The organism is Micromonospora sp. DT229, assembly GCF_049844505.1.
Classification (GTDB): Bacteria; Actinomycetota; Actinomycetes; order Mycobacteriales; family Micromonosporaceae; genus Micromonospora.
Genome location: NZ_JBNCLD010000024.1, coordinates 46,316 through 72,212, shown reverse-complemented (window position 1 = coordinate 72,212; position 25,897 = coordinate 46,316). Strand labels below are relative to the sequence as shown.

Annotated in this window: 27 protein-coding genes; 11 read left to right on the top strand and 16 right to left on the bottom strand. The window is 71.2% G+C overall.

Annotated features, from left to right (window positions below; translation table 11 throughout):
* Positions 1-13 precede the first annotated feature (13 nt).
* The 9 genes from ACLQ2T_RS26635 to ACLQ2T_RS26595 all read left to right on the top strand — a co-directional run bounded on the left by ACLQ2T_RS26635 (position 14) and on the right by ACLQ2T_RS26595 (position 7,917).
* Complete coding sequence (locus tag ACLQ2T_RS26635) at positions 14-1,564, top strand: SagB/ThcOx family dehydrogenase (RefSeq protein WP_425769096.1); 1,551 nt, start codon at positions 14-16, stop codon at positions 1,562-1,564.
* Entirely contained in the window at positions 1,561-2,493 is a 933-nt protein-coding gene (locus tag ACLQ2T_RS26630) for an ABC transporter ATP-binding protein (RefSeq protein ID WP_425769095.1), read from the top strand. The genes ACLQ2T_RS26635 and ACLQ2T_RS26630 overlap by 4 nt, the downstream gene beginning before the upstream one ends.
* Positions 2,490-3,248 (top strand): ABC transporter permease, encoded by a 759-nt coding sequence (locus ACLQ2T_RS26625; RefSeq protein WP_425769094.1) that lies wholly within the window; start codon positions 2,490-2,492, stop codon positions 3,246-3,248. Before ACLQ2T_RS26630 ends, ACLQ2T_RS26625 begins: the two co-directional genes overlap by 4 nt.
* A gap of 88 nt (positions 3,249-3,336) precedes the next feature.
* Positions 3,337-4,503, top strand: coding sequence for a sensor histidine kinase (locus ACLQ2T_RS26620; protein ID WP_425769093.1), 1,167 nt, complete (start codon positions 3,337-3,339; stop codon positions 4,501-4,503).
* Entirely contained in the window at positions 4,500-5,111 is a 612-nt protein-coding gene (locus tag ACLQ2T_RS26615; RefSeq protein WP_327026053.1) for a response regulator transcription factor, read from the top strand. The genes ACLQ2T_RS26620 and ACLQ2T_RS26615 overlap by 4 nt, the downstream gene beginning before the upstream one ends.
* 296 nt (positions 5,112-5,407) lie before the next feature.
* Positions 5,408-5,746 (top strand): TIGR04351 family putative TOMM peptide, encoded by a 339-nt coding sequence (locus tag ACLQ2T_RS26610; protein WP_425769092.1) that lies wholly within the window; start codon positions 5,408-5,410, stop codon positions 5,744-5,746.
* A gap of 99 nt (positions 5,747-5,845) precedes the next feature.
* Positions 5,846-6,118: a TIGR04351 family putative TOMM peptide gene (locus tag ACLQ2T_RS26605; protein ID WP_425769091.1), complete on the top strand. Its 273-nt coding sequence runs from the start codon at positions 5,846-5,848 to the stop codon at positions 6,116-6,118.
* A 1-nt stretch (position 6,119) separates the two neighbouring features.
* Positions 6,120-7,274 carry a sensor histidine kinase gene (locus ACLQ2T_RS26600; RefSeq protein ID WP_425769090.1) on the top strand — a complete coding sequence of 385 codons (1,155 nt, stop codon included), beginning with the start codon at positions 6,120-6,122 and terminating at the stop codon, positions 7,272-7,274.
* Between the two features lie 16 nt (positions 7,275-7,290).
* Positions 7,291-7,917, top strand: a complete 627-nt coding sequence (locus tag ACLQ2T_RS26595) for a response regulator (protein WP_425769089.1) — start codon at positions 7,291-7,293, stop codon at positions 7,915-7,917.
* A 3-nt stretch (positions 7,918-7,920) separates the two neighbouring features.
* Here ACLQ2T_RS26595 and ACLQ2T_RS26590 read toward each other — a convergent pair whose 3' ends face one another.
* The 14 genes from ACLQ2T_RS26590 to ACLQ2T_RS26525 form a co-directional block, all read right to left on the bottom strand.
* Entirely contained in the window at positions 7,921-8,649 is a 729-nt protein-coding gene (locus ACLQ2T_RS26590; RefSeq protein ID WP_425769088.1) for a DNA alkylation repair protein, read from the bottom strand.
* Between the two features lie 185 nt (positions 8,650-8,834).
* Complete coding sequence (locus ACLQ2T_RS26585; protein ID WP_425769087.1) at positions 8,835-9,041, bottom strand: SDR family oxidoreductase; 207 nt, start codon at positions 9,039-9,041, stop codon at positions 8,835-8,837.
* Positions 9,042-9,096: 55 nt separating this feature from the next.
* Positions 9,097-10,296, bottom strand: coding sequence for an RtcB family protein (locus tag ACLQ2T_RS26580; protein ID WP_425769086.1), 1,200 nt, complete (start codon positions 10,294-10,296; stop codon positions 9,097-9,099).
* A gap of 152 nt (positions 10,297-10,448) precedes the next feature.
* Entirely contained in the window at positions 10,449-10,841 is a 393-nt protein-coding gene (gene mnhG, locus ACLQ2T_RS26575; RefSeq protein ID WP_425769085.1) for a monovalent cation/H(+) antiporter subunit G, read from the bottom strand.
* Positions 10,838-11,101: a monovalent cation/H+ antiporter complex subunit F gene (locus tag ACLQ2T_RS26570; protein WP_327026062.1), complete on the bottom strand. Its 264-nt coding sequence runs from the start codon at positions 11,099-11,101 to the stop codon at positions 10,838-10,840. Before ACLQ2T_RS26570 ends, mnhG begins: the two co-directional genes overlap by 4 nt.
* Complete coding sequence (locus tag ACLQ2T_RS26565) at positions 11,098-11,721, bottom strand: Na+/H+ antiporter subunit E (RefSeq protein WP_425769084.1); 624 nt, start codon at positions 11,719-11,721, stop codon at positions 11,098-11,100. Before ACLQ2T_RS26565 ends, ACLQ2T_RS26570 begins: the two co-directional genes overlap by 4 nt.
* Positions 11,718-13,295: a Na+/H+ antiporter subunit D gene (locus ACLQ2T_RS26560; protein WP_425769083.1), complete on the bottom strand. Its 1,578-nt coding sequence runs from the start codon at positions 13,293-13,295 to the stop codon at positions 11,718-11,720. Before ACLQ2T_RS26560 ends, ACLQ2T_RS26565 begins: the two co-directional genes overlap by 4 nt.
* Positions 13,292-13,753: a Na(+)/H(+) antiporter subunit C gene (locus tag ACLQ2T_RS26555; protein ID WP_425769082.1), complete on the bottom strand. Its 462-nt coding sequence runs from the start codon at positions 13,751-13,753 to the stop codon at positions 13,292-13,294. The genes ACLQ2T_RS26560 and ACLQ2T_RS26555 overlap by 4 nt, the downstream gene beginning before the upstream one ends.
* Complete coding sequence (locus ACLQ2T_RS26550; protein WP_425769081.1) at positions 13,750-16,572, bottom strand: Na+/H+ antiporter subunit A; 2,823 nt, start codon at positions 16,570-16,572, stop codon at positions 13,750-13,752. Before ACLQ2T_RS26550 ends, ACLQ2T_RS26555 begins: the two co-directional genes overlap by 4 nt.
* Before the next feature lie 202 nt (positions 16,573-16,774).
* Positions 16,775-17,749 (bottom strand): ion transporter, encoded by a 975-nt coding sequence (locus ACLQ2T_RS26545; protein WP_425769080.1) that lies wholly within the window; start codon positions 17,747-17,749, stop codon positions 16,775-16,777.
* Positions 17,750-17,817: 68 nt separating this feature from the next.
* Positions 17,818-18,870 carry an extracellular catalytic domain type 2 short-chain-length polyhydroxyalkanoate depolymerase gene (locus ACLQ2T_RS26540; protein ID WP_425769079.1) on the bottom strand — a complete coding sequence of 351 codons (1,053 nt, stop codon included), beginning with the start codon at positions 18,868-18,870 and terminating at the stop codon, positions 17,818-17,820.
* A 141-nt stretch (positions 18,871-19,011) separates the two neighbouring features.
* Positions 19,012-19,755: a M15 family metallopeptidase gene (locus tag ACLQ2T_RS26535; RefSeq protein ID WP_425769078.1), complete on the bottom strand. Its 744-nt coding sequence runs from the start codon at positions 19,753-19,755 to the stop codon at positions 19,012-19,014.
* A 171-nt stretch (positions 19,756-19,926) separates the two neighbouring features.
* Positions 19,927-21,117 carry a D-alanyl-D-alanine carboxypeptidase family protein gene (locus ACLQ2T_RS26530; RefSeq protein ID WP_425769108.1) on the bottom strand — a complete coding sequence of 397 codons (1,191 nt, stop codon included), beginning with the start codon at positions 21,115-21,117 and terminating at the stop codon, positions 19,927-19,929.
* 155 nt (positions 21,118-21,272) lie between these two features.
* Complete coding sequence (locus ACLQ2T_RS26525) at positions 21,273-22,505, bottom strand: D-alanyl-D-alanine carboxypeptidase family protein (RefSeq protein ID WP_425769077.1); 1,233 nt, start codon at positions 22,503-22,505, stop codon at positions 21,273-21,275.
* Positions 22,506-22,805: 300 nt separating this feature from the next.
* Here ACLQ2T_RS26525 and ACLQ2T_RS26520 point away from each other — a divergent pair, with 300 nt between their 5' ends.
* A complete protein-coding gene (locus ACLQ2T_RS26520) occupies positions 22,806-23,627 on the top strand; it encodes a hypothetical protein (RefSeq protein ID WP_425769076.1) in 822 nt (273 codons plus the stop codon).
* Positions 23,628-23,727: 100 nt separating this feature from the next.
* Here the strand turns inward: ACLQ2T_RS26520 and ACLQ2T_RS26515 are convergent, their stop codons facing one another.
* On the bottom strand, positions 23,728-24,168 hold the full coding sequence (locus tag ACLQ2T_RS26515) for a protein-tyrosine phosphatase family protein (RefSeq protein ID WP_425769075.1): 441 nt from the start codon (positions 24,166-24,168) through the stop codon (positions 23,728-23,730).
* Between the two features lie 126 nt (positions 24,169-24,294).
* On the bottom strand, positions 24,295-25,101 hold the full coding sequence (locus ACLQ2T_RS26510) for a DedA family protein (RefSeq protein WP_425769074.1): 807 nt from the start codon (positions 25,099-25,101) through the stop codon (positions 24,295-24,297).
* A gap of 82 nt (positions 25,102-25,183) precedes the next feature.
* Here ACLQ2T_RS26510 and ACLQ2T_RS26505 point away from each other — a divergent pair, with 82 nt between their 5' ends.
* On the top strand, positions 25,184-25,891 hold the full coding sequence (locus ACLQ2T_RS26505) for a carbon-nitrogen hydrolase family protein (RefSeq protein ID WP_425769073.1): 708 nt from the start codon (positions 25,184-25,186) through the stop codon (positions 25,889-25,891).
* The last annotated feature ends 6 nt before the right edge of the window (positions 25,892-25,897 follow it).

Sequence of the window (25,897 nt, the reverse complement as noted above, 5' to 3'; positions counted from 1 at the left end):
TTGGAGGGGCGCGATGACCGTGACGCAGTCGACCCGGCCCTACGAGAGAGCTCTGCGGCTGCATCCGTCGAGCCGACTGGTGCCCGACGCTGGGCAGCTCACCCTGTGGTCCCGGCACGGCCGGGCCTGTGTCGGGGAACGGGACCTGCCGATGGTCGCCGTCCTTCAGGCTCTGGCCACCAGGGAGGTGACCCCGACCGAGCTGGAGACGCTGGCCCTGGCCGCCGCCGGAGGGGACGACGAGATCGCCGTCCTGGCCCGGCTGCACTGGCTGCTGGACCGCATCGGCAGCGCCCTGGAGCAGCAGCTCGGTCCCGCCGGTGAAGCGGGCTGGCTGCGGGTGACCCCGCTGACCACGGACCTTCGGTTCACCCCGGCCCCGTACACCGGGGACGCCGCGGTGGGGCTGTCCCGGTTGGCGCTGCTGCGCCGCCGGGAGGGTCACCTGGTGGTCGAGTCGGGGCTGGCACCGTTTCGGGTCAGCCTGCTGCACGAACAGGCGGTGGCCCTGGTCGGGGCGCTGGCCACCCCGCTGACCGTGCCGGCGCTGGCCGATCGGCTGGGCCTGGACGAGGCCGCCGTCCGGCACCTGGTCGGCTTCCTGGCCGCCGCGCAGCTGACCGACGCGGTGGACCCGGCCGCCGACCAGTGGGACCTGCACGAGTTGTACTTCCACTCGCGCAGCCGGTGCGGGCGTACCGACGAGTCCTTCGGGGCCACCTTCCCGTTCGTCGGGGTGCGGCCACCCCTGCCGGCGGTCAAGCCCGCCCCGGCCGGTCCCGAGGTGGTGCTGCCCCGACCGGACTTCGACACCCTGCGGGCCAACGACCCGCCCCTGGTGCTGGTGCAGGAGGCCCGCCGATCCGTGCGGGGTTTCGGGGTCGAGCCGATGACCCTGGCCCAGTTGGGCGAGTTCCTCTACCGGGTCGGCCGGGTGCGCTCGGTGTACGGGCCGGACCACGACAACCGGATGCCGTACGAGGGAGTCGACCGGCCGTACCCGACCGGTGGGGCCTCCGGGGACCTGGAGATCTACGTAACCGCCCACCGGGTGGCCGGTCTGCCCCGGGCCGCCTACCACTACGACGCCGGGACGCATCGACTGGTGCGGGTCTGCGACGACCCGACCCTGATCGAAGGGATGCTGGCCGGGGCCGCCCAGGCCACCGGCGGCACGCCCACCCCGGACGCCCTGATCACCTTCACCTCCCGCTTCGGCCGGATGACCTGGAAGTACGACGCGATGGGGTACGCCGCCACCCTCAAGCACGTCGGGGTGGCGTACCAGACCGCGTACCTGGTGGCCACCGCGATGGGACTGGCCCCCTGCGGGCTGGGCAGCGGCGACGCCCACCTGTCGGCCCGGGTCTTCGGGCTGGACTGGCAGGTCGAGTCGTCCGTCGGCGAGTTCATGCTCGGCAGCCTGCCGCGCTGGGCCGACGGGACGGATCCGCACCAGGGCCGGACCAACTGGCGTGGCGTCAACGACCCGGACTGGGCACATCGGGCGGCCGGGTTGATCAGCGCCGCCCGCCACGACCGCGCCGCCGGGGAGCCGTCATGATCGAGGTGGACGACCTGACGGTGGCGTACGGCTCCGTGCGGGCCGTGCAGCAGGTCAGCTTCCAGGTGGCCCCCGGCGAGGTGGTGGCCCTGCTGGGCCGCAACGGCGCCGGGAAGACCAGCACCATGCAGGTGCTGGCCGGGCACCGGGCGGCGACCTCGGGGCGGGTCCGGGTGGCCGGTGGCGATCCCTACCGGGACCGGGCCAAGGTACGCCGGGAGGTCGGCATCATGTTGCAGGAGGCCGGTTTCCTCGGTGAGCTGACCGTGGCGGAGACCGTGCAGGCCTGGCGGCGGTTCGGCAGCAATGCCATGCCCCGCGACGAGGTGCTGGATCTGGTGGACCTGCGACCCCAGGCCCGGACCCGGGTGGGCCGGCTCTCCGGGGGGCAGCGGCGTCGGCTGGACCTGGCGCTGGCGATCCTGCACCGGCCCCGGGTGCTGTTCCTCGACGAGCCGACCACCGGGCTGGACCCCGAGGCCCGGCACAACACCTGGCAGGTCGTCGAGGGGTTGGCCGCGGGCGGCACGACAGTGCTGCTGACCACCCACTACCTGGAGGAGGCCGAGCGGCTGGCCGGGCGGGTGTTGATGATGGAGGCCGGGCGGTTGACCGTCTCCGGCGACCTGCCCACCGTGCTGGCCGCCGGGACGGGCACGATCAGCTTCGCGGCGGACCGGCTGCCGGCCGATCTGCCCGCCGACTGGTCGGCCGAGTACGCCGACGGCCGGGTGGTGATCCGTACCCGGACCCTCGACGAGACCGCCACCCAGGTGTTCGCCTGGGCGGCGGCCCGTGGCCGGGTGCTGGCCCAGGTGGCGGTCCGGCCGGCCAGCCTGGAAGAGGTCTACCTGGGGCTGGTCGACGACCGGCCGGATCGGCGACCCGGCTCGGTCGGTGCCGTGCCGCAGGAGGTGGGGCAGCAGTGAGTACGGTGACGATGCTCGGCGGTTCGGTGGCGGTGTGGCGGCTGGAGCAGCGACTGTTCTGGCGCAACCGGGCCCTGGTGGTGCCGACCTTCCTGGTGCCGGTGGCGATGTGCGTCAGCATCCCCTTCACCGTGCCGGCGGGGCTGGACTGGGACGGGGTGCCCTACCGGGGCCACTTCCTGACCGCCATGATCGCGATGATCACGGTCTACTCGACCTTCACCACCCTGGTGGTGACCCTGACCAGCCGCCGAGACGCCCTGATCCTCAAACGGTTGCGCGGGACGGAGCTGTCCAACCGCTCCATCCTGGCCGGCAACGTGCTCACCGCGTACGTCCTCAGTGGTTTGCAGTTGGTGTTGCTGCTGGGGATCGGGCTGGCCGCCCTGGGGGTGCCGGCCCCGCGCAATCCCCTCCTGTTGCTCGCCGCCCTCGCTTACGGCACCGCGGTGTTCGCCGTGTTGGCCGCCGCCTACACCAGTGTCGTGCCCAATGCAGAAAGTGCTCAGATCCTCTGCATTCCGGTGTTGTTCGCCTGTTTCGCATGCTCGGGAATATTTGTTCCGCTGTCGGTCTTTCCGGACTGGTTGCGGACATTCGCGGAACTGCTGCCGGTCACCGCTCTGGTCGACGCGGTCCGCGCGGCGTTCTACGGCGGCGGCTCCCTGGCCCGGGACGCGGCGGTGCTGGGCCTGTGGTGGGCGGTGGGGGTGATCGCCACCCGCAACTTCTTCCGCTGGGAAGGGAAGCGGTAAGGCGGTCTGATTACGACGACTGTTCGGCTGGTTGCTGACCCTATAGACGAATGTGAGGATTTCTTGGCAAGTGCTTGGGGGTAGCTGAATGGTCGACGCGGGCACTGCGCCCCACCCGGACAATGCGACGACGGGCGTCGCGGTACGGACCGCGCAGACACTGGTCTTCCTGCTGTCGATCGCCTACCTCAGCATTCCCGCCTCCCGGGTGATCACCACCCAACCGGTGCCGCAGGCCGGACTGGCCCTGCTGGCCCTGATCGGGGTGGCGCTGCTGCAGTTCCGGCACACCTGGCACGGGCTGCGCGCCCAACCACCGGTCACCTGGTCGTGGACCCTGCTGCTCCAGGCGATCCTGTCGTACGCACCGGCCCCGCTGGCCGGCGACGCCTGGCTGGGAGTGCCGTCCTTCCTGGCCGCCTCACTGCTGATCACCCTGCGCGCGCCACTGGCCTATGTGGCCTATCTGGGGGTGGTGGTGGCGGAGATCCCGTTCGCCCTGCTGGTGCACGAGGATCCCAGCGACATCGCGTACGCCACCCTGGGCGTGGCCCTGACCGGGGCGGTGGTCTTCGGCTTCGTCAAGATGGCCACCCTGGTGTGGGAGGTCCACCGGCTGCGGGCCACCCTCGCGCACCGGGCGGTGGACATCGAGCGGCTGCGCTTCGCCCGCGACCTGCACGATGTGCTCGGGCACCAGCTGTGCGCCATCGCGCTCAAGGGGGAACTGGCCTCCGCTGTCCTGCGCACCCGGCCGGAGACCGCCGAGCGGGAGATCGCAGAGCTGATCGGCCTGGCCCGGGAGGCCCATCGCGACATCCGGGAGGTGGTGGCCGGCTACCGCACGGTCTCACTCGCCGGTGAGATGACCGGGGTGACCTCGGTGCTCACCTCGGCCGGCATCCAGTGCGAGGTGGACACCGTGCCCCTGGAGACCCTGCCGCCGGAGACCGCCACCCCCCTCGCCTTCGCCCTGCGGGAGGGGGCCACAAACGTGTTGCGGCACAGCACCGCCCGACACTGCTCGATCACCCTGCGAGCGCAGGACGAGGGTCTGCGCCTGCGCATCGTCAACGACGGCGTACCCCCCGGACCCTCCCATGGGGGCGGCAACGGGCTGGAGGGTCTACGCGAACGCCTACACGATCTCGACGGGCACCTGAACGCCGGCCCGGTCGGTGCCGGATCTTTCGAACTGACGGTCTACGTGCCCAGCACGGTCACGGAGGCAGCAATGGTGGAGGCAACTCGATGATCAGGATCCTGCTGGCGGAGGACATGCACATGGTCCGCGGCGCCCTCGTGGCGCTGTTGTCGCTGGAGGCGGACCTCGAAGTGGTGGCGGAGGTGGCCGACGGCACGGCGATCCTGCCGCACGCGCTGACACACCGTCCCGACGTGGCCGTACTCGACATCGGACTGCCCGGCATCGACGGCCTGGCGGCGGCCGGCGCCCTCAGCCAGCGGTTGCCGACCTGCCGGACGGTCATCCTGACCAGCCACGCCGACTCGGCGAACATCGCCCGGGCGATGCTGACCGGGGTCTCCGGATTCCTGCCCAAGGACGCCCCACCGGCCCGGCTGGCCGATGCGATCCGTCGGGTGCACCGGGGCGAGCGGGTCATCGACTCCGAGATCGTCGTGGCGGCCTTCCACCATGGCCCCAACCCGCTGACCGAACGCGAACGCGACGTCCTGTCCCAGGTCGCCAAGGGCTCCGACGTGTCCGACGTCGCCGCGAAGCTCTATCTGGCGCCGGGAACCGTACGCAACTACCTGTCGGCCATCATGTCGAAGATCGGGGCCCGCAACCGGGTGGACGCGATCCGGATCGCCCGCGATCGGGGCTGGATCAGCGCCTGACCTCCCACCGAGGCCACCCTCCCCTGCGGAGGGTGGCCTCGTCCGTGTCCGGCGATCGCGGGCACGGGCATGACACTCGTCATGTGTAGGTCGTGTCGATGATGACTGTTTGACGGCGACGGCCGGACGCCACCATGGGTGTGGCCGATCCACCGGAGATCACCGAAGGGTGACTCTCCGGGAGACGGCTCGGTGGCCGCAATCCCGCGCCCACCGGAGCAGCGGACAGTCCAGATGTCCGCTCCTCGCACATCAGCGAGCGCCGGCTCCGCTGGCGCGGTACGAGGAGGATCGTCATGGCCGAAGGGATCTACGTCCTGTCGGACGAGGACCGCCGGAAGTTTGCCAAGATCGTGTCGAACGCCTGGTCCGACACCGATTTCGCCGACCGCTACCAGACCAGCCCCTACGAGGTGCTGGCCGAGCACGGCATCGACTACCCGGCCGCGGTGGCCCCGCCGCTGCTGCCCCCGAAGCCGACCGGTGACCTGAGCATGGAGGCCCTGGAGGCCGTGGCCGCCGGCGCCGCCGAGGGCACCCTGGGCAGCGCCAGCTCCATCAGCACCATCGGTGGCACCGCCTTCACCGCAAGCACCGCCGGCACCTTCAGCGTCGAAGAGCCGATGGGCAACTGAGGCAGGCGGCCCGGGTGTCCCGCGCAGCCGCCCGCCGGCCACAGGTCGGCGCCCAAATTGCGCGGGACACCCCGCCCATCTGCTCGGAGGGAGAAACCGATGACCCCGGTACCGGCGGAACACCGCACCCGCTTTGCCCGACTGGTCGCCGACGCGTGGTCCGATCCTGCCCTCGCCGACCGCTACCGACTGGACCCCACCGCCGTCCTCGCCGAGTACGGCATCGTGCTCGGTGCCGGCGACGAGGTCCCCGACCTGCCGCCCGCGCCCGGTGAGATCGCGGTCGAGGACCTCAGCACCGCGGCCGGCGCGGCGATGGCCACGATCGGCACCGTCAGCTGCCCGGGGGCCTGCGTCGGAATGAGCGCCTGAGATGGTCGCCATCAACCCGGCGGCGGGCGCCGCCGCACCCGCCGCCGGGCAGGTCCGCCGCGCTCGGGCGGTCGTGGTCACCCGAACGGTGGCGTACGTCTTCACGGTCGCCATGCTCGCCTTCGGCCTGCTGCCCATCGTGACCGCGGTCACCGGCGGCCGACCCTGGTGGGTGGTGATCGCCGGAGCGGCCGGCTTCACGGTCGTCGCCACCGCCTTCATCCGGCTCGTCACCCACGCCATGCGTCAGCCGTGGAGCGACCGCAGGCGCCACGACGCCCTGCTGATCACCGGCATCGTGCTGCTGCTGCCCGTACTGGTCGACCGGAACTGGCAGGTGATCGGCTTCCTGGCCCTGGCCGCCGTGGCGGTCACCTTCCGTCCCCGGTACGGCCTGCTCCTGGCCGCCGGGGTGCTCGTCCTGATCACGGTGGAACGGATCCTGCTCGACACCCCGGGCGTCGCCTTCCTGACCGTGCAGGACGTGCTCACCGGTGCCGCGCTGGCCGGCATCATCGTCCTCGTCGCCTTCATCGAGGAACTGTTCGCCGCCCGGGCCGAGGTCGCCCGCCTGGCGGTCGACGCCGAGCGGGTGCGCTTCGCCCGCGACCTGCACGACACCCTGGGGCACAACCTCTCCGCGATCGCGCTCAAGAGCGAACTCGCCCTGCGGCTGCTCGAACAACACCCGGTCCGCGCCCGGACGGAACTCAACGACGTGTACGGCATCGCCCGCGAGTCGCTGCGCGACGTCCGCACCGTGGTCAAGGGTTACCGCCGCGACTCCCTGCAACGGGAGCTGGAGGGGGTGCAGTCCGTGCTGGTGGCCGCCGGGGTCCGGTGCGAGGTCGCCACCCTGGCCGCCGCCCTGCCCGCACCGGTCGAGGAGGTGCTCGCCTGGGCGGTCCGCGAGGCGGCCACCAACCTGCTGCGGCACAGCAGCGCCAGCCGGTGCCGCGTCAACATGAGCCGCACCGACGACCAGGTACGTCTCGACGTCGTCAACGACGGCGCTGCCTCCCCGGCACCCACCGACGACATCGGTGGCAGCGGGCTCACCGGCCTGGCCGAGCGGCTCGCCCCGCTGGGCGGCACCCTCACCGCCGAGCACCGCGCCGGCGGCGAATTCGTCCTCACCGTACTCATCCCCTGCTGAGAACCGAGGAGAATCCATGATCCGCGTGTTGGTGGCTGAGGATCAGAACCTCATCCGTGGTGCGCTGGTGGCCTTGATGTCTCTGGAGAACGACATCACAGTCGTGGCGGAGACCGAGCGCGGTGACACCATCCTGGCCGAGATCGAGCAACACCGGCCGGACGTGGCGGTGGTCGACATCGACCTGCCCGGCATGGACGGCATCGTCGCCGCGCAACGCCTGAAGGACGCCGGCTCACCGGTACGCATCCTGGTGCTGACCAGCGTCGGCACCCCGGGGAACTTCGACCGCGCCATGCAGGCCGGAGTGGCCGGCTTCCTGGTCAAGGACGCGCCGAGCGACCGACTGTGCCGGGCCATCCGGGACGTGCACGCCGGTCGGCGGGTCATCGACATCGAACTGGCCGACAGCAGCTCCGCCTCGACCGCGCCGGTCGAACGTCCCCGCCCCGGCCCGCTGACCCAGCGCGAACGCGGCATCCTGGCCGCCCTGCACGACGGCACACCGGTACCAGCCCTACGCTCCATCTTCGGGCTGTCGACGGCGACCCTGCAGGCACACGTCATGGCGGCCGTGTCGAAGACCGGGGCACCCAACCCCCACGAGGCCGCCCGGATGGCGTACGACAACGGCTGGCTCTAGCCTTCACGGCGCGGCGGGCGGGGTGATCGTCCCGGCCAGGTACTGCCGTCGTCGCTCCGGCTCGAACTTCTCGATCGCGTACCGCAACGTCACCCGAGGCATGTCCCGGTGCCACCGGGACAGGAACTCCTCGGTCACCGCCCGATCCCGGTTACCCACCTCGCGCAGCATCCAACCGACCGCCTTGTGGACGAGGTCGTGCGGGTCGCCCAGCAACCGCTCGCTGAGCCGCAGGGTCCACTCGAAGTCGCCGGCCCTGATGAAGGCGAAGGTCGCCATGATCGCCATCCGCCGTTCCCACACCAGGTCGGAGGCGGCCAGCCGATCGAGGATCGCACGGTCCCGATCGATCAGCCAGGGTCCGAGGAGGTACGGCGCGCAGGAGTCCACCAGATCCCAGTTGTTGATCCGGTCCGTGTTGGCCAGCACCAGGCGGAAGATGGCCTCGCGCTGCACCTCGTCACCCCTGGCGTACTTCCGCACCAGGACGAAGATCGCCGTCAGCCGTTCCTCGTGCACCTCGCTGCCCAACAGCGTCGCCACCTCATCCAGGGACAACTGACGCCAGTACCGCCCAGCCACCCTGCGCTGCTCTGGCATGGTCACCCCGATGGCCCGGTCCCCCTCGCCGTACCCACCCGGCACCATCTGGAGATACCGACCAACCCCCGCCGCCCGCTCCGGATCCGCCACCTGCGCAAGCGCTGCCCGAACCTCCCCCACCCCACCCATCCCACGCAACCTACCCCTCCCCACCCCGCCCCCACACCCTCGCCACGCTGCCCCGCCTCCCCGCCCCGCCCCGCCCGCGCCCCGCCCCGCCCCGCCCCGTCGATCTTGCACTTTCGGTCGCCGCATAAGCCGTGAAAGCCATGTATCGGCGACCGAAAGTGCAAGATCGGCGAGGAAAGAGGGGGTCAGAGGAGGAGGCCGCCGGTGGCGCGGATGGTCTGGCCGGTGATCCAGCGGGCGTCCGGGCCGGCGAGAAAGGCCACCACGTCGGCGATGTCCTCGGGACGGCCGAGCCGGGCCGGCGCGGTCGACTCCGCCTCCCCGTCCGCCCTGCGCTCGTCGCCGGCGCAGCAGGGTGCCAGTGCAGGCTCGGCGCCCGCCTGCACTGGCACATCCTCATGCTCGCCCAGCGACCGTAACGGTGCCGGGTGACCATGGCGAGGTCGGTCAACCCTTGACGCAGACCACCTGCTTGAGGTGGGCCACCACCTCGACCAGGTCCTCCTGCTGGGCCATCACCTCGGTGATGTCCTTGTACGCCCCGGGGATCTCGTCGACCACTCCGGAGTCCTTGCGGCACTCCACCCCGGAGGTCTGTGCGGCCAGATCCTCCGTGCTGAAGGTCCGCTTGGCCTCGGCGCGCGACATCCGCCGTCCTGCTCCGTGCGAGGCCGAACAGTACGCCGCCTCGTTGCCCCTGCCCCGCACGATGTACGACCCGGTGCCCATCGACCCGGGGATGATGCCCAGCTCACCGGCACCGGCCCGGATCGCCCCCTTGCGGGTGACCAGCACCTCCACCCCGTCGTAGCGCTCCTCGGCCACATAGTTGTGGTGGCAGCTGATCGGCTCGTCGTAGCTGACCTGCCCGAACCGGTCCCGCACCAGGTTCATCAGCACGGCCAGCATGACCGCCCGGTTGCGCCGGGCGTACTCCTGCGCCCACCACAGGTCCCGGCGGTAGGCCGCCATCTCCGGGGTGCCGGTGAGGAAGACCGCCAGGTCCCGGTCGGGCAGGTCGGCGTTGTGCGGCAGCCGTCGGGCCACCGCCATGTGCCGCTCGGCCAACTCCTTGCCGATGTTGCGGGAGCCGGAGTGCAGCATCAGCCAGACCCGGCCGTCGTCGACGCCGCCGGATTCCAGGCAGACCTCGATGAAGTGGTTGCCGCCGCCGAGGGTGCCCAACTGCCGGTGGGCCCGCGTCTCCAGCTGGGCCACCCGGCGGTCCAGGTCGGCGAAGCGCTGCCAGAAGTCACTCCAGCCGCGCTGCTCCAGACCCCGGATGCGGCGCGGGTCGACCGGATCGTCCCGCTGGGCGAACCCCACCGGGATGGCCTCCTCGATGGCCCGACGCAGCCCGGCGAGGTCGTCGGGCAGGTCGGCGGCGGTCAGCGAGGTGCGTACCGCCGACATGCCGCAGCCGATGTCCACCCCGACGGCCGCCGGCGACACGGCCTGGCGCATCGCGATCACCGAACCGACCGTGGCCCCCTTGCCGAAGTGCACGTCCGGCATCACCGCGACCCCCTGCACCCACGGCAACACCCCGATGTTGCGCAGTTGCCGGGCCGCCTGCTCCTCGATCCCGTACGGATCCGTCCAGACCCGCACCGGTGCCCGGGTCCCCGCAAGCAGGCTGAACCCCATGATGCCCTCTCCTCGTCAACGCCGATCATGCACTTCCGGTCGCCGATACGTCACTTCTGCGGCTTATACCCCGACAGAAAGTGCAAGATCGGCGCGGATTGCGTGGGGTGAGGGTAGGGAGTGGGAGGTCAGGGGGGCAATGGGGTTTGGGGTCAGGGGCGGTGGGGGGTGGTGGGGGTGGGGGTGGGAGCCTCGTCGGTCAGGCGGTCGAGGTGGGCGGCCAGTTCGTCGGTGAGCAGGAGATCACTGCGGATCTCCCCGTGCGGGTAGCCGGCCCGACCGACCATGTGCGCGGCAACCGGGGCGGTGGCCAACTGGAAGACCCCGATCAGCACCAGGGTGGTGATGTCCACCCCGGTACGCAGCCGCAGGCCGCAGCCGAGCAGCACCAGCAGCAGCCCGAGAACCTGCGGCTTGGCCGCGGCGTGCATCCGGGTCAGCAGGTCGGGGAAGCGCACCAGGGCCACTCCGGCGGCGAGGCTGAGCAGGGCACCGCTGATCAGGCAGACGGCGGCGACGATGTCGAGTACGGCGTCGAGGCTCATTTGCCGTTTCTCCCTGCGGCGAAGCGGGCGACGCTCACCGATCCGACGAACCCGAGCACCGCCAGCACCACCAGCACCGGCAGCGCGGTGGCGTCCCGGCTGTAGGCGGCCTCGGTGGCGATGGCCGCGACGATGATGGCCAGCAGCACGTCGGTGGCCACGGCCCGGTCCAGGATCGACGGGCCACGGATGATGCGGGTGAGGGTGAGGCCGCCGGCCACGGCGAGCAGCGCGGTGACGGTCACGGCGACGATGGTCATGCCGCTACCCCTTCCAGATCCAGTGGCGGCGGTGGGTTCTCCCGGATGCGACGCTGTTCCTCCGGTGAGCCGATCGCGGCGATGATGCGGCCCTCCAGCTCCAGCACCCCGCGTCGGAACTTCTCCACCTCGGCCAGACTGTCGAGGTTGATGACGTGGATGAACAGGGTGCCGCTGGCGCGGTCGGCCTCCAGAATCAGGCTACCCGGCACCAGGGACAGGGCCTCCGCGGTGAGGGTGAGGTTGAGGTCGGTGTTCACCCGCAGCTGCACCGCGATGATGGCGCTGCGCGGCACATGCCCCGGACGCATCGCCATCCAGGCGATCTGCACGGAGGCCACCACGAGGTCGCTGAAGAACCGGACCAGGAACCGGAGCACGCCGAGGGGATGGATGCGCCCCGCGAAGGTCACCGGCGGCAGCGGGAAGACCGCCAGCAGCACGGCGGCCACCACCAGCCCACTGATCACGGTCGCCCAGGAGGGCGTACCCCAGAGCAGCACCCAGACCACCACCAGGAAGATCACCGCGGTGATCCGGTTGCGGCGTCGGGCGGTCGGGGTCAGGGGTGGGTTGGGCGGCTCGGTCGGGTCCGCCGGGGTCATCGAGTCGGGTTTCACGGCGCACCTCCCGGGAAGACGGCCTCGACGTACGGGGTGCGTTGCAGCAGGTCGTTGGCGGCGTCCGTACTCAGGTCGAACAGCGGACCGGCCACCACCGACAGCACGAGGCCGAAGACCACCAGGGCCACCGTCGGCGCGATCATCAGCCGGGGCAGCACGGCACCGGTCTGCCCGGTCGCCAGGGGCTGCTGCGGCTGCACCGCACCCTCGGTGCGGGCCGCCTGCTCCGCGTCGTCGGCCGCCGGCATGTCCGGGTGGGGTGCCCGCCAGAAGGCCAGGTTCCACACCCGCGCCACCGCGTACAGGGTCAGCAGGCTGGTGACCAGACCACCGGCGACCAGGATCCAGGCCAGCGCACCCCCGTCGTCGATGCCGGCCTGGACCAGGCCGAGCTTGCCGAGGAACCCGGAGAAGGGTGGGATGCCGGCGAGGTTCAACGCCGGTACGAAGAACAGCACCGCGAGGATCGGCGACAGGCGGGCCAGGCCGCCCAGCCGGTCCATGGCGGTGGTGCCGCCTCTTCGTTCGACCAGTCCGGCGGCGAGGAACAGGGTGGTCTGGATGGTGATGTGGTGCACCACGTAGAAGATCGCTGCGGACAGCCCCAGGGACGAGGTCAGCCCCACCCCGAAGAGCATGTAACCGATGTGGCTGATCAGGGTGAAGGACAGCAACCGTTTGATGTCGGACTGGGCCACCGCGCCCAGGATGCCGACCACCATGGTCAACACGGCCGTCACCAGCAGCAGGGTCGCCGTCCGGCCGCCGGGGAACAACAGGGTCTCGGTACGGATGATGGCGTACACACCGACCTTGGTCAGCAGGCCGGCGAAGACCGCGGTGACCGGGGCTGGTGCGGTGGGATAACTGTCCGGCAACCAGGCCGACAGCGGGAACACCGCGGCCTTGATGCCGAACGCCAGCAGCAACATGCCCTGCAGCACCAGCCGGATGTCGTCCGGGAGGGCGTCCAGCCGGTCCACCAACTGGGCCAGGTTCAGGGTGCCGGTCGAGGCGTACACCAGGCCGATGGCGACCAGGAAGATCACCGAGGAGAGCAGACTGACCACGACGTAGGTGGTGCCGGCCCGGATCCGGGTCTCGGTGCTGCCCAGGGTGAGCAGCACGTAGCTGGCCACCAGCAGGATCTCGAAGCCGACATAGAGGTTGAACAGGTCGCCGGAGAGGAAGGCGTTGCAGACACCGGCGGTCAGCACCAGGTAGGTGGGGTGGTAGACCGACAGCGGAGTCTCCTCTTCGCCGTCGGCCATACCCTGCCCGATGGAGTACACCAGCACGCACAGGGTCACCGCGGCGGAGACCACCAGCATCAGGGCGGCGAGTTGGTCGGCCACCAGCACGATGCCCAGCGGGGCGACCCAGCCACCGACCTCCACCACCAGGGGCCCGTGCAGGCTGGACTGCACCAGCAGGGTCGCGGCCACCGCGACGGTGGCGGCGAGCACGGTGAGGCTCACCCACCGCTGGGCACGGGGACGGCCGAGCAGCAGCAGGGTAAGGGCTGCGCCGAGCAGTGGCATCACCACCGGCAGCGGAACGAGGTAGGTCATCCGGTCCGCCCTCCCTTCGCCGTGGCGGACAGCCGCCGATCGTCCTCAGTCGGTGTTTCCTCGTCGTCGTCACCGTCGACGTCGTCGTCGGGTACCTCGTCGCGGTCCGCGAGATCCATGATCCGGCGGTCCTCGACGTCGTCCTGCACCTCGTCGTGCCCGTTGAGATGCCAACTGCGGTACGCCAGGGCGAGCAGGAAGGCGGTCATGCCGAGGGTGATCACGATGGCGGTGAGGATCATCGCCTGCGGCAGCGGATCACTCATCTCCTCCTGCGGGGTGCTGCCGACGATCGGCGGACCCCCGGCCCGCCCGCCGGTAAGCAGCAGCATGTTCGCGCCGTTGCCGAGCAGGATGACACCCATCAGTACCCGGGTGAGGCTGCGTTCCAGCAGCAGCGTCACACCGGCGGCGACGAGCACGCCGACCACGATGACGTAGGTGAGGTTGGGGCTCACACCAGCTCCTTTTCCCGTACCTCGTCGCCCTCGGTCTCGTGTTGGCGGTCCATCTCGGCGCCGAGGCTGCGCAGGATGTCCAGCACCAGGCCGACGACGATCAGGAAGACCCCGACGTCGAAGAAGGCCGACGTGACGAAGTGGATGTGACCCAGCACCGGTAGGTGGAAGTCCAGCAGGGCGCTCTGTAGGAACTCCCCGCCGAGCAGCAGCGCGGCCAGGCCGGTGCCGACGGCCACGAACAGTCCGGCGCCGAGCACCACACCGGCGTCGACCGGGGCGGCACCGTTGAGCTCGGTACGACCACCGGCCAGGTACCGCACGGCCAGGGCCAGACCCGCTACCAGACCGGCGGCGAAGCCACCACCGGGGGCGTTGTGGCCACTGAACAGCAGGTAGATCGAGAACAGCAGGATGGCGTGGAACAGCAGCCGGGTGATCACCTGAAGGATGACCGACTGGGACCGGGCGGTGGCGCCGGTGGTCAACCAGCGGGGCCGGTTGTACTCCGTCGGGCCGTCGCCGGGGATGTCGCCCCGCCGAACCAGGTCGCGGGCATGGCGGAAGATCAGGCTGGCCACCCCGGTGGCGGCCACCACCAGGACCGCGATCTCACCCATGGTGTCCCAGGCCCGGATGTCGACCAGGGTCACGTTGACGACGTTCTTGCCGCCGCCGTAGGCCACCGCCTCGTCAGGGAAGTCCACCGAGATCGGGACGGCCTGGCGGGCACCGGCCGCGACGTAGGCCATGCCGGCGGTGACGGCGCCCACGGCCACCCCAATCGCCACCCGACCCCGCCGGCTGGAGCGGATCGGACGTTCGGAGAACTTGGCCGGCAGTCGACGCAGTACCAGCACGAACATCACGATCGTGACGGTCTCCACCAGGAACTGGGTCAACGCCAGGTCGGGCGCCCCGTGCAGGATGAACATCAGCGCGATGCCGTAGCCGGCCACACCGACCAGGATCATCGCGGTGAGCCGACGCAGGGCGCGGGCGGCCATCACGGCGGCGATCACCACCATGGCGGCGGCGACTCCCTGCAAGGGGGTGTCCCACAGATGGAAGCGCTGTGGCCAGGGGCTGCCGGCCAGCAGCGCACCACCCGGCAACACGACCATCACCACCAGGATGACGCCGAGGTAGAACGGCAGCGAACCACGCTGGGTCCTACCGGTCAGCTCGACCGCCAGCCGGTCGATGGCGTTGACACACTTCTTGTACGCCACGGCACCGTCGAACGGCAGCCGCAGGGTGGCCCGGAACCGCTCCCGGCGCATCAGGTCGAACAGTCCGACACCGCCGGCCACCGCCAGCGCGGACAGGCCCAGCGCCGGAGTCAGGCCGTGCCACAGGGCCAGGTGGTAGCCGGGCTCCGCGGACCGGTAGAGATCGGCGTACGGGGCCAGCAGGAGATCGACCGCCGGGGCGAGGACACCGACGGCCACCCCGGCCAGGGCCAACACGGCGGCCGGGGTGAGGATCGCCCAGGACACCGGCCGGACGGTGGTGGGCTGGACCCCGGGCTTGTCCGCGAAGGCCCCCCACAGGTAGCGCAGGGTGTACGCCACCGTCAGCACTGAGCCGAAGATCACGCCGGCGAGTACCACCAGGTCGGCGGTGCCGCCGTGCAGCAGCGCCTCGACCGCGGCCTCTTTGGCGACGAAACCGGCCATCGGCGGTAGACCGGCCATGGAGGCTGCGGCCAGCCCCGCCACCACGGCCAGGGCGGGGGCGCGACGCCCGACACCGCTGAGTTCCCGCAGGTCACGGGTGCCGGTGGCGTGGTCGATGACCCCGACGGTGAGGAAGAGAGTGGCTTTGAACAGGGCGTGGGCCAGCACCATGGCCACCCCGGCCAGGGCGGTGTCCCGGGTGCCGGCACCGAGGATCACCATCAGCAGGCCGAGTTGGCTGACCGTGCCGTACGCCAGCAGCAGCTTGAGGTCGACCTGCCGCAGCGCCGACCAGCCGCCGAAGAACATCGTGATCAGGCCGCCGACGAGCAGCATCGGCCGCCACGGGGTGGCATCCCCGACAGCGGGGCCCATCAGGGCGACCAGGAAGACGCCCGCTTTGACCATGGCCGCGGCGTGCAGGTACGCGCTGACCGGGGTGGGGGCCGCCATCGCGCCCGGCAACCAGAAGCTGAACGGGAAGATCGCCGACTTGCTCAACGCCCCCAGCAGGACCAGCACCAGGGCGGTGGCCAGGTAACCACCGGCGGGCAGGTTCTCGGACACCTCGGACCAGCGGTAGCTGCCGGCGTGCTGACCCAGCATCACGAACCCGGCGAGCATCGCCAGACCACCCAGGGTGGTCACCAGCAGGGCCTGCATGGCGGCTCGCCGGCTGGTCCGCTTGGCCGGGTCGTAGCCGATCAGCAGGTAGGAGAAGACCGTCGTCAGCTCCCAGAACACGTACAGCAGCAGCAGGTCGTCGGAGACGACCAGGCCGAGCATCGCACCGGCGAAGGCCACGAACACCGCTGCGAAGCGACCCAGACCCGGGTCGTCGGAGCGGAAGTAGCGGGCGCTGTAGGCCAGCACCAGCGCACCCACCCCGCCGACCAGCACCAGCATCAGCCAGGACAGGGTGCCCATTCGTAGCGCGATTTCCAGGCCCAGCTGCGGCACCCAGGTCACCGTCTCGACCACTGGCTCGCCGGAGCGGACTCCGCCGGTGTGCGTCAGCGCCCACGCCAGCGTCGCTCCAGGGACCAACGCGACCACGTAGAGGGCGTGCCGTCCCCAGAGTCGCACCAGCGCCGGGGCGATCACGGCTGTCAGCGCATGGACCGCCACCAGAACCAGCACACACCCTCCTCGGGAGATCATCAGTCGGTGCAACGACCCTATCCGGTAAGGACCGCTGTCTGCATCTGCCGTGATTTGGATCAAAGGTGTGTCCGGCGACAGAGCACTCAGAACGTCCGCCAGGTTCACCTGTCGTTAACCGTTGGACCCGGGCCGGAAACCGCCTGGGATCGACGCGTCCGGTTCGGTCAAAAACGTTCGTTCAGTCCTTCAACGCCCGATGTCCCCGCCCATCGTCGCGATCGATGCGCAACTCCCGCTCCAGTTCCACGATGAGGGTGCGCAGATCGTCCAGGCGTTGACTGATCGCGATCCGGTCCACCTCGTCCGGGATCCCGTCGCCGTCGGAGTCGTAGCCGGGGGCCAGCCCCTCGGTCATCTCCAACCGGCGCGCCTCCTCCATGGAGTTGACGAAGACGGCGATCAGGATGTTCAGCAGCAGGTTGACGGTGATCACCACGAAGCTGGCGTAGTAGAGCACCGTCCACGGGGACACCTCCATCCCCTGTTCGATGAGGTCCGGCAGGGTCTCCAGGGACAGCAGCACGAACAGGGTCAGCAGCGACCGTCCGATGTCCCCGTACTGCTCCGGATAGACCTTGCCGAAGATCAGCCAGCCGGCCATGCCGTAGACGTAGAGGGTCACCACGGCCAGGGCGAAGAAGCCACCGATGCCCGGCAGGCTGCGCCACAGGGCCGCGACTATCGTGCGCAGGCCGGGCGAGAACCGCACCAGCCGCACCATTCGCAGCACCCGTACGACCCGCAACAGCGCGGGGTCGCCGTGCAGGCCCGGCAGGAAGATCGCCGTGATCACCAGGAAATCGAAGACGTTCCAACCCTGGCGGAAGAAGTCCTGCGGTCGGCGCCCGTAGGCCAGCACCCGGATGGCGATCTCGATGACAAATATCACTCGGAAGATCCACTCGACCGCGTGCAGGGCGGTGCCGGCCGCACCCAGGTCGGGATAGGTCTCCAGCCCCAGGACCACCCCGTTGGCCAAGATCACCGCGACGATCGCCAGCTCGAACGGGCGGGAGGCGGAGATCCGGGCGCACGCCTCGACAAGCCTCGACCGCGACGAGTCGACCGGCCCGCGTCGCGGGGCCGGCACCTGCGCACCGTTCACCGGGTGGCTGACCTCGGCACGAGCGCTGGGGCCGGCCGCGCCAGCCACCGTGCGTCACCCAGGTATCGACGTACGGCAGTCATGACCGACAGCCTACGGGGCGACGCCGATCGTCATCATCCGCCCAGTCGGCGGACCATGTTCATCACGGTTTCCACCTGGGCGCCGCCCTTGATGGGGTAGTTCGTCGCCCCCAGGTAGCCCCACCAGTCCCAGCAACCGTTCGGGTTGGCGGTCGCGGTGACGGCCTGCGGGTACAGCACGATCATCGCGTTGGTGTCGGCGTACTGGTTGAGGTTGGCCCGGTCCACGAAGGCCGTACCGACCCGGCTGTGCCCTTGGAGGCAGCCGTGCAGGGCGACGAGCAGGCGGCAGGTCGCGCCGGCCGCGCAGGACGCCGGGACGTAGGCGAACCCCTCGGCGTCCATGCTCAGGGCGGTGGCCCGGCCGCCGGGGGCGAAGGTGTGCTGACCGAACCGCACCAGGGTGCCGCCCAGGGGGCCGGTGTTCGGCGGCTGCACCGTGCCGAACAGCTTGCGCAGCAAGGAGTTCTGCGGGTCGGTGCCGCAGTTGTTGAGATACGGCGCGGCCGTGCCCGTGCAGCCCACCGTCCCGTACGGGGTGACCCAGCCGTGCCCGGCGGAGGAGGTGTTGTCGTACTGCACGTTGGCGCCGAAGTGCTGTTGGTAGCGGACCAGGTCGTCGCTGACCGACCGCTTGACGGTGGTGTCGGAGCGGCCGTGGAAGACGTAGACCGGTTCCCCGGACAGCCCGCTGACCGGGTCGATCCAGCCGTAGCCGGCCCAGGTCCGGGTGTAGGTCTGCAGGGCGCTCAGGTAGGTCGGGTAGAGGTTGTCGCCGCAGCCGTACAGGGCCTGGGCCACGTTGTTCTGGGCGCAGTAGTACGGGCCGGCGGCGAACAGCGCCGCTCCCCTGATCCGCTGCGAGTAGGCGACCTGGAGTTGGGTGGCCAGGTAGGCCCCGGAGGAGACACCGGCGACGTACACCCCGGAGACCCGGTACGGCGACAGGCTCCCGGCCACCGGGGTCTTGGTGTGCACTGTGGCGGCGGCGTACGCCGGTGCCGTGGGGGTGATCAGCATTGCCGTGGGGGTGATCAGCGCTACCGCGACGGCTCCGGCGAGCAGGCGCAGGACGGATTTCAGCATGACGCTCTCCCTGGGGCCGGTGAGCGCCGGCGGTAATGTCGGCGTACGGCGACGCTAGCGTGATCCAGGTCACCGGCGACATGAGCGCGGCCCACACCTGGCCGGGTCGCGGTGTGGTGCCGGGCGCTGTCCGCGGGGCGCTCAGTCGGCGGAGGATCGGGCGACCGGCAGGTCGAAGTAGGTGTCCGGCCAGGGTTCGTCGCGGTAGCGGTAGTGCCACCACTCCCGGTCGTAGCCGACGAACCCGCCCTCGGTCATCAGCCGCCGCAGCAGCCGCCGGTTCTCCCGGGCGGTGGCGCTGACCCGGGTGGCGTCGACGTGCGCCAGCGGGTCGAAGCAATCGAAGCGGGTGCCCATGTCGACACTGTTGTCCCCGAAACGCTCCGGCACGTCGGCGGTGCAGTCCACCAGTGGTTGGCCGGCGACATAGGGGGCCTGCGGGGGCGGGGGCAGGTCGACCAGGGTCAGGTCCACCGTGCTGCCCCGGCTGTGTGCGGTGGGGGCACCCAGATAGCCCTGGTCGAACAGGTCCGACTTGGCCACCCGGGGATAGAACTCGGCCTTCATCCGCTGGTCGCCCGGGCGCCCGGCCCAGGTCAGGAAGTCGTCGGCCGCGGACTGCGGGCGGTAGCAGTCGTACACCTTGAGGGTGTGGCCGGTGGCCAGGGCTGCGTCCTGCACCCGGCGCAGCGCCTCGGCGGCCGGGGCGGTGAGCAGGCACACCGGCTCGGCGTATCCGGCGACCGGCCGGCCGATGAAGTTGTGCGGACCGGCGTACCGGATGTCGGTCAGGATCCGGGGGTCCACCTCGGAGAGCACGACGAAGCCCGGCAGCACCGGGGCCGGTGACGGTGTCGGTGATCGGGTGTCGGACGGTTGCGGCACGGGCGTGGGCCGACCGCACCCGGCCACCGTGACCAGGCCGAGGATCAGCCCGACGAGCAGGGCCGACCAGCCCGCCCGACGACCCGCGGGTGGCCGCGACCGCCAGCCGGGGCGGCGCCGGCCCGCGCCGCACCCACCTCCGTCATGCGGGCGGCCCTCGACCATCCGCGGTCAGCCGCGGGAGGTCGGGGCGTGCCGGTCGCTACGCAGCCGCCGCACGATCAAGGCACCGACCAGGACAGTCAATCCCACGGCGAGCAGCAGGTACGAGCCCGAGCGGAGCCGGTCGGCCAGCGGATGCCCACCGGCGGTCTCGCCACCGGAGGCACCACCGGGCAGCGCCTGGGGTGGCATCGTGGTCGGCGCCGCGGAGGCGGTGGTGGCGCCGGGGGGCACCAGCACACCGACCGAGGCGTCACGGGGCAGGGCGAAAGCCCAGTCGAGCAGCGTGGCCCCCTGTTCCCAGGCGCGCTTGTCGATCGCGTCCGCGCCGAGCAGGGTGACCACCAGTCGGCGTCCGTTGCGTTCGGCGGCACCGACATAGGTGTGCCGGGCCAGGTCGGTGTAGCCGGTCTTGCCCCCCAGCGCGCCCGGGTAGCGGTAGAGCAGCTGGTTGTCGTTGTCGATGGTGAAGCCCTTGGCGCGGTGTCTCGGCTGGGCGGGGATGTCCGCCTCCCGGGTGGACACGTACCGCCGGAAGTGCTCGTCGGCGAAGCAGGCCCGGGCGATCAACGCCAGGTCGTACGCGCTGGTGAACTGCCCCGGACCGTCCAGTCCGGAGGGGGTCGCGGCATGGGTCTGGTACGCCCCGAGCAGTCGGGCCTGGTCGTTCATCGCCCGCAGGCCGCCGGCCATCCCGTCCGCGCCGCCGCCCAGGCGGGCCAGGGCGTTGGCCACCTCGTTGCCGGAGCGCAGCAGCAGCCCCAGCCAGAGGGTCTCGACGCGGTACCGGCCGCCGGCCACCAGTCCCACCGCCGAACTGCCCGGCTCGATGTCGAGGTCACCGGCGGTGATGGTGACGACCTCGGCCGGGTCCAGTCGGGGCAGCATGGTCGCGGCCAGCAGCAGCTTCTGCACGCTGGCCGGGGTGGCGTACTCGTGCGGTCCGCAGCCACCCAACACCTGCCCGGTGTCCAGATCGGCCACCACCCAGGAGGTGGCGGCCACCTTCGGTGGCGCCGACACCTGCGGCGGAGCGACGAGTCCGGCGGTCGCCAGCCGGGCGCCCCCGACCGCTCGCGCCACCGGATCCGGTGCCGGTGTCGCCGAGGGTGTCGGACCGGGCGCGGGTGGCGCCGGGCGCGGGCACGGCACGGGTGCCGCCGCGATGGCACCCGTGGTGGGCACCAGTGGTGATGTCATGAGCGCCGCGGTCACCGCCACGGCCAGGCCGGAGACTCTCACAGCCGTTGACACTATCGGGTGAATTCCGGCCAGTCCGGCGAATCGACCAGCACGGACCTCCCGCCGGCCCTCGGCCCTTCCCGCCGCAGGTCACCGGCGAGGGCGGGGGCCTGCTACCCGGCGCGGCGGCGGACGCCGGCCCGCATCCGTCGTGCGAGAACCACGGCGAGCACGATCACTACCGCTCCCACGGCCAACGCCACATACCGGCCCCCGCCGGGGGTGTCGTCGAGCCCCGCCGAGGTGGTCACCTGCACCGGCGGCAGGTCCTCGCTGAATGGGGTGGGGGTCGGTTCGGCGTCCCACTCCCCCGGCTCGACCAGGCGACCCACGGTGGCCTCGGGCGGTAGGCCGAATCCCCAGTCGAGCAGCGCCGCACCCTGTTCCCAGCCCCGCAGCGGCTGGGGCTCGGCACCGAGCAGGGTGACCACGAGCCGACGTCCGTCGCGCTCGGCGGCACCGACATAGGTGTGCCGGGCGTAGTCCGTGAAGCCGGTCTTGCCCCCCAGGGCGCCCGGATAGCGGTAGATCAACTGGTTGTTGTTCTGGATCTGGAAACCCTTGGCACCCAGGGCCTTCTGCGCCGGGATCCGGGCCCGCTCGGTGCGCACGTACCTGCCGAAGGTGGGGTCGGCGAAGCAGGCCCGGGCGATCAACGCCAGATCGTACGCGCTGGTGAACTGTCCCGGACCGTCCAGTCCGGAGGCAGTGACCGCGTGGGTCTGGAGGGCACCCAGACGGCGGGCGTACTCGTTCATGGCCCGCACGCCACCGGCCACCCCCTCCGACCCGCCGCCGAGGCGAGCCAGGGCGTTGGCCGCCTCGTTGCCGGACTGGAGCAGCAGCCCCAGCCAGAGGGTCTCCACCCGGTACCGGCCACCGGGCAGCAACCCGACCGCCGAACTGCCCGGCGCGATGTCCAGGTCCTCGCGGGTAACCGTGACCACCTGGGTCGGGTCCAGTCGGGGCAGCATGGTCGCGGCCAGCAGCAACTTCTGCACACTGGCCGGAGTGGCGTACTCGTGTGGCCCACAACCACCCAGCACCTGCCCGGTGTCCAGATCGGCCACCACCCAGGAGGTGGCGGTCACCTTCGGTGGCGGTGGCGCCTGCGGCGGCACGACCAGCCCCGGGGTGGCCAGGGCCTCGCCGCCGACGACCCGGTGCTGCGGCACCGAGGGTGGTGGCGTCGGGCGCGGCGACCGGACCGCCTTGGGCGCCTTCGCCTTCGGGCAGGGCGTCACGGCAGGTACGACACCCTCGGTGGTCGCCGCGATACCTGGAGTCACCGGAGCGACAGGGGTCGCGAGGACGACGAAGACGGTCACCAGCGCCCTGAGCTTCATGAACACGCAGACTAACGGCCAGATCCGGCGCCCAGCACCCGGCCGGTGCGACACCCGGCCCGCACACCCGGCGAGACCGTTGAACTGATCGATCGACCCTGCCGTACTCACCGGCGAACCACAGTCACCCCGGACCTGTCACGGGAGCGCTCCCGAAACACGTCCGGTCCCACCCGGGGAGCACGACGCGCAGGCGGGCCGACCGCCGCCGTCGGACCGCCCCCGGGGAAGCCACGTCGCATCAGCCGGCGGGACGACCTTCGTCGACCCCTCCGGCCGGTCAATCATGAGGAGAGATGCATGGTCAGGCGTACGCTACGGCACCAGAAGCACGCGGCCTTGAAGGTCGGCGGGGTCGGCCTGCTCGCGGTGACCCTGCTCGGGGCCGGTCTGACGCTGGCCTCGGCCGATGACAGCGCCAGGACCGCCGCGCAGACGGCGAACTGCCCGACGGTACGAGACAAGCTCGATTCCGTGCCCGCCGCCGCGGTCGCCGGAGTCGAGCAGGAACTGGCCAACCTCGACAAGCAGATCGAGGAGGCCAACGCCCGTCTCGCCCAGCAGGCGGCCAACCCCCAGGGCGGCGCCAACTTCGTCTCCAACGCCATCCTCGGCCCCCTGGCCAGCAAGCGGGTAGCCGCCCTCGACCGGATCGGCATCAACATCAACCGGGTGGGTGGACAGCGGCCCGACCTGGCCAGCCTGGCCACCTGCGGCCTCAACCCCCCGGGCACCCCCAGCGCCCTCAACGGCAACCCCGGCAACGCGGGCAACGGCAACGCGGGCAACGGCAACGCCGGCAACGGTGGAGTCGGAGTCGCCCAGAAGGTGAGTTGCCCGAGCGTCGGCGACCGGCTGCCGGCCGTACCCGCCCAGGCCGCCGCCGAGGTCGAACGTGAACTGGCCAACCTGGACAAGCAGATCGCCGAGGCCGACGCCCGGCTGGCGCAGTTGGCGGTGCGGCCCGAAGGTGGCCCGAACTTCGTGCGCAACGCCGTGATCGGCCCGCTGGAGGACCGGCGGGTGGCCGCCATCAACCGGATCGCCACCGCGATCGGCCGGGTCAACGGCGACCGTCCGGGTGACCTGGTCAACCTGGCTCGCCCCTGCCTGGCGCGCTGATCCCGACAGACCAGAACGGCCCGGGGGTGAGGTTTCCCGTCCCCCGGGCCGCCGGCCCTGGTCCTACCGGTCACCAGGTGACCGCAGCCCGTGGGTCACCTCATGCCGGGTGCCTCAGGTGTTCGGGCAGTCGGCGCAGCCAGCGACGCTGCCACGGGGTCTCCACCGCTTTGGGGCGATAGGCGGCCCGGACCCAGGTGACCGCCTGTTCGGCGGGCAGCCCGTCGAGGATCGCCAACGCCGCCAGGGCGGTGCCGGTACGCCCGGTGCCGCCCCGGCAGGCCACCTCCACCCGCTGGCCGGCGTACCCGCGCCGCAACGCCTCCCGCAGAGCGTCCAGTGTGTCGGCCCGGTCCGTCGGCACCCAGAAGTCCGGCCACCGCACCCGCCGGTGCGCCCAGGCCGGAGCCGGCCCGGGTGCCAACAGCAGACTGAAGTCGGCCGGGGAGGCGGGATCGGCGATCCGTCGCCCGCGTACCCGCACCCCGCCGGGCAACTCGACCACCCCGACCCCGTCCGCCCAGCCCGCTCCACCCTCCATCGACCCAGTCTGCCGCACCAGCACCCCCACGGAGGCCGCCGGACAGGAGCTGTGGCAGTGGAGCTGTTTCGCATCCGGAGTGTCGGCCAGCTCCACTGCCACGGCTGCTGGGGCCGACGGCACCGGTCAGCGGGGTGGTTCCCGGTCCAGTCGGTGGTCCTGGGCCCAGGCGCTGCGGTAGATGGTGCCGCGCCCGTGCGGGTCGGGGACGCTGGCCGGTTCCGCGTCGGTGAGCCCGGCACCGCTGTCGTTGGACCGCAGACCGCCGGCCCGGCGCGAGCGGCGCAGCCGGGTCACGACGAACCACCCCAACCCGAGTACGCAGGCGACGATGACCAGGTTCTGCAGGATGCCGGCGTACGACTCGACCAGGTGCCAGTTGTCCCCGAGCAGGTATCCGGCCAACACGAAGGTGGTGTTCCAGATCAGGCTGCCCAGGGTGGTGTAGACCACAAAGGTGAGCAGCGGCATCCGCTCCACACCGGCCGGGATGGAGATCATGCTCCTGAAGATCGGGATCATCCGGCCGAAGAAGACCGCCTTCACCCCGTGTCGGAGGAACCACTCCTCGGTGCGGTCGATGTCGCTGAGCTTCACCAGCGGCAGCTTGGCGGCGATCGCGCGGACCCGCTCCCGGCCCAGCTTGGCGCCGATCCAGTAGAGGGCCAGCGCCCCCAGCACGGAGCCGAGGGTGGTCCAGAAGATCGCACCGACCACGCTCATCCGGCCCTGAGCCGCGACGAACCCGGCCAGCGGCAGGATCACCTCGCTGGGAATGGGCGGGAACAGGTTCTCCAGCGCCACGGCCAGGCCCGCGCCCGGTCCGCCCAGACGCTCCACCAGGTCGGTGACGAAGCCGACCAGCCCGTCCTCGGGCGGCGCGGACTGACTGACGACGCCGACAGGGGACGAGGCACGCGGAATGTGAATCACCTGTACCACCCTACGAACCATCGTCGGATGGCGCTGTGTGGGTATCGACTCGGCATGAGGGCAGAACCTAGGGTGGGCGACAGTGGAGAATCAACTCGGCCGTGACCCCCTGCGGCTCGCGGTGGCCCAACCCCGGTGTCGGGCGTACGACCTCGGTGCCAACGTGGCCGCCCACGCGGCCCTGGTCGATGCGGCGGCGGCCCGGGTGGTGGTCTTTCCGGAACTGTCCCTGACCGGATACGAACTGGACGCCGCCCCGGTCGATCCGGCTGATCCCCGGCTGGCACCCCTGGTCGAGGCCTGCGCGGCGGCCGGGTCACTGGCCCTGGTCGGCGCGCCGGTGGCCGGCGACCACATCGCCCTCCTCGCGGTCGACGGCACCGGGGCCCGGGTGGCGTACCGCAAGATGTGGCTCGGTGGGTACGAGCCCCGCCGGTTCCTGCCCGGTGCGGAGCCGGTGGTGCTGACCGTGGACGGCTGGCGGCTGGGGCTGGCGATCTGCAAGGACACCGGGGTGGCCGAACACGCCGCCCGCACCTGTGCCCTGGGGGTCGACGTCTACCTGGCCGCCGTGCTGGAGTCGGCGGCCGATGTGGCCGTGCCCGACCAGCGGGCCCTGCGCACGGCCACCACCCACCGGGTGCATGTGGCGGTGGCCAGCTTCGCCGGCCCGACCGGCGGCGGTTACCGGGAGACCGCCGGCCGTTCGGCGGTGTGGGCGCCGGACGGTACGGTGCTGGCCCGGGCCAGCAGCGATCCCGGGGAGTACGCCCGGGTGCTCCTGACCTGACCTGGG

Bases quoted from the DNA above. Each gene is read 5' to 3' on its own strand.
- ACLQ2T_RS26605 (WP_425769091.1), top strand. From the start codon at position 5,846: ATGACCCCGGTACCGGCGGAACACCGCACCCGCTTTGCCCGACTGGTC.
- ACLQ2T_RS26595 (WP_425769089.1), top strand. From the start codon at position 7,291: ATGATCCGCGTGTTGGTGGCTGAGGATCAGAACCTCATCCGTGGTGCG.
- ACLQ2T_RS26620 (WP_425769093.1), top strand. From the start codon at position 3,337: ATGGTCGACGCGGGCACTGCGCCCCACCCGGACAATGCGACGACGGGC.
- ACLQ2T_RS26515 (WP_425769075.1), bottom strand. From the start codon at position 24,168: ATGGAGGGTGGAGCGGGCTGGGCGGACGGGGTCGGGGTGGTCGAGTTG.
- ACLQ2T_RS26615 (WP_327026053.1), top strand. From the start codon at position 4,500: ATGATCAGGATCCTGCTGGCGGAGGACATGCACATGGTCCGCGGCGCC.
- ACLQ2T_RS26520 (WP_425769076.1), top strand. From the start codon at position 22,806: ATGGTCAGGCGTACGCTACGGCACCAGAAGCACGCGGCCTTGAAGGTC.
- ACLQ2T_RS26635 (WP_425769096.1), top strand. From the start codon at position 14: ATGACCGTGACGCAGTCGACCCGGCCCTACGAGAGAGCTCTGCGGCTG.
- ACLQ2T_RS26610 (WP_425769092.1), top strand. From the start codon at position 5,408: ATGGCCGAAGGGATCTACGTCCTGTCGGACGAGGACCGCCGGAAGTTT.
- ACLQ2T_RS26540 (WP_425769079.1), bottom strand. From the start codon at position 18,870: ATGCTGAAATCCGTCCTGCGCCTGCTCGCCGGAGCCGTCGCGGTAGCG.
- ACLQ2T_RS26570 (WP_327026062.1), bottom strand. From the start codon at position 11,101: ATGACCATCGTCGCCGTGACCGTCACCGCGCTGCTCGCCGTGGCCGGC.
- ACLQ2T_RS26580 (WP_425769086.1), bottom strand. From the start codon at position 10,296: ATGGGGTTCAGCCTGCTTGCGGGGACCCGGGCACCGGTGCGGGTCTGG.
- ACLQ2T_RS26525 (WP_425769077.1), bottom strand. From the start codon at position 22,505: ATGAAGCTCAGGGCGCTGGTGACCGTCTTCGTCGTCCTCGCGACCCCT.
- ACLQ2T_RS26600 (WP_425769090.1), top strand. From the start codon at position 6,120: ATGGTCGCCATCAACCCGGCGGCGGGCGCCGCCGCACCCGCCGCCGGG.
- mnhG (WP_425769085.1), bottom strand. From the start codon at position 10,841: ATGAGCCTCGACGCCGTACTCGACATCGTCGCCGCCGTCTGCCTGATC.
- ACLQ2T_RS26630 (WP_425769095.1), top strand. From the start codon at position 1,561: ATGATCGAGGTGGACGACCTGACGGTGGCGTACGGCTCCGTGCGGGCC.
- ACLQ2T_RS26590 (WP_425769088.1), bottom strand. From the start codon at position 8,649: ATGGGTGGGGTGGGGGAGGTTCGGGCAGCGCTTGCGCAGGTGGCGGAT.
- ACLQ2T_RS26560 (WP_425769083.1), bottom strand. From the start codon at position 13,295: ATGACCTACCTCGTTCCGCTGCCGGTGGTGATGCCACTGCTCGGCGCA.
- ACLQ2T_RS26530 (WP_425769108.1), bottom strand. From the start codon at position 21,117: ATGACATCACCACTGGTGCCCACCACGGGTGCCATCGCGGCGGCACCC.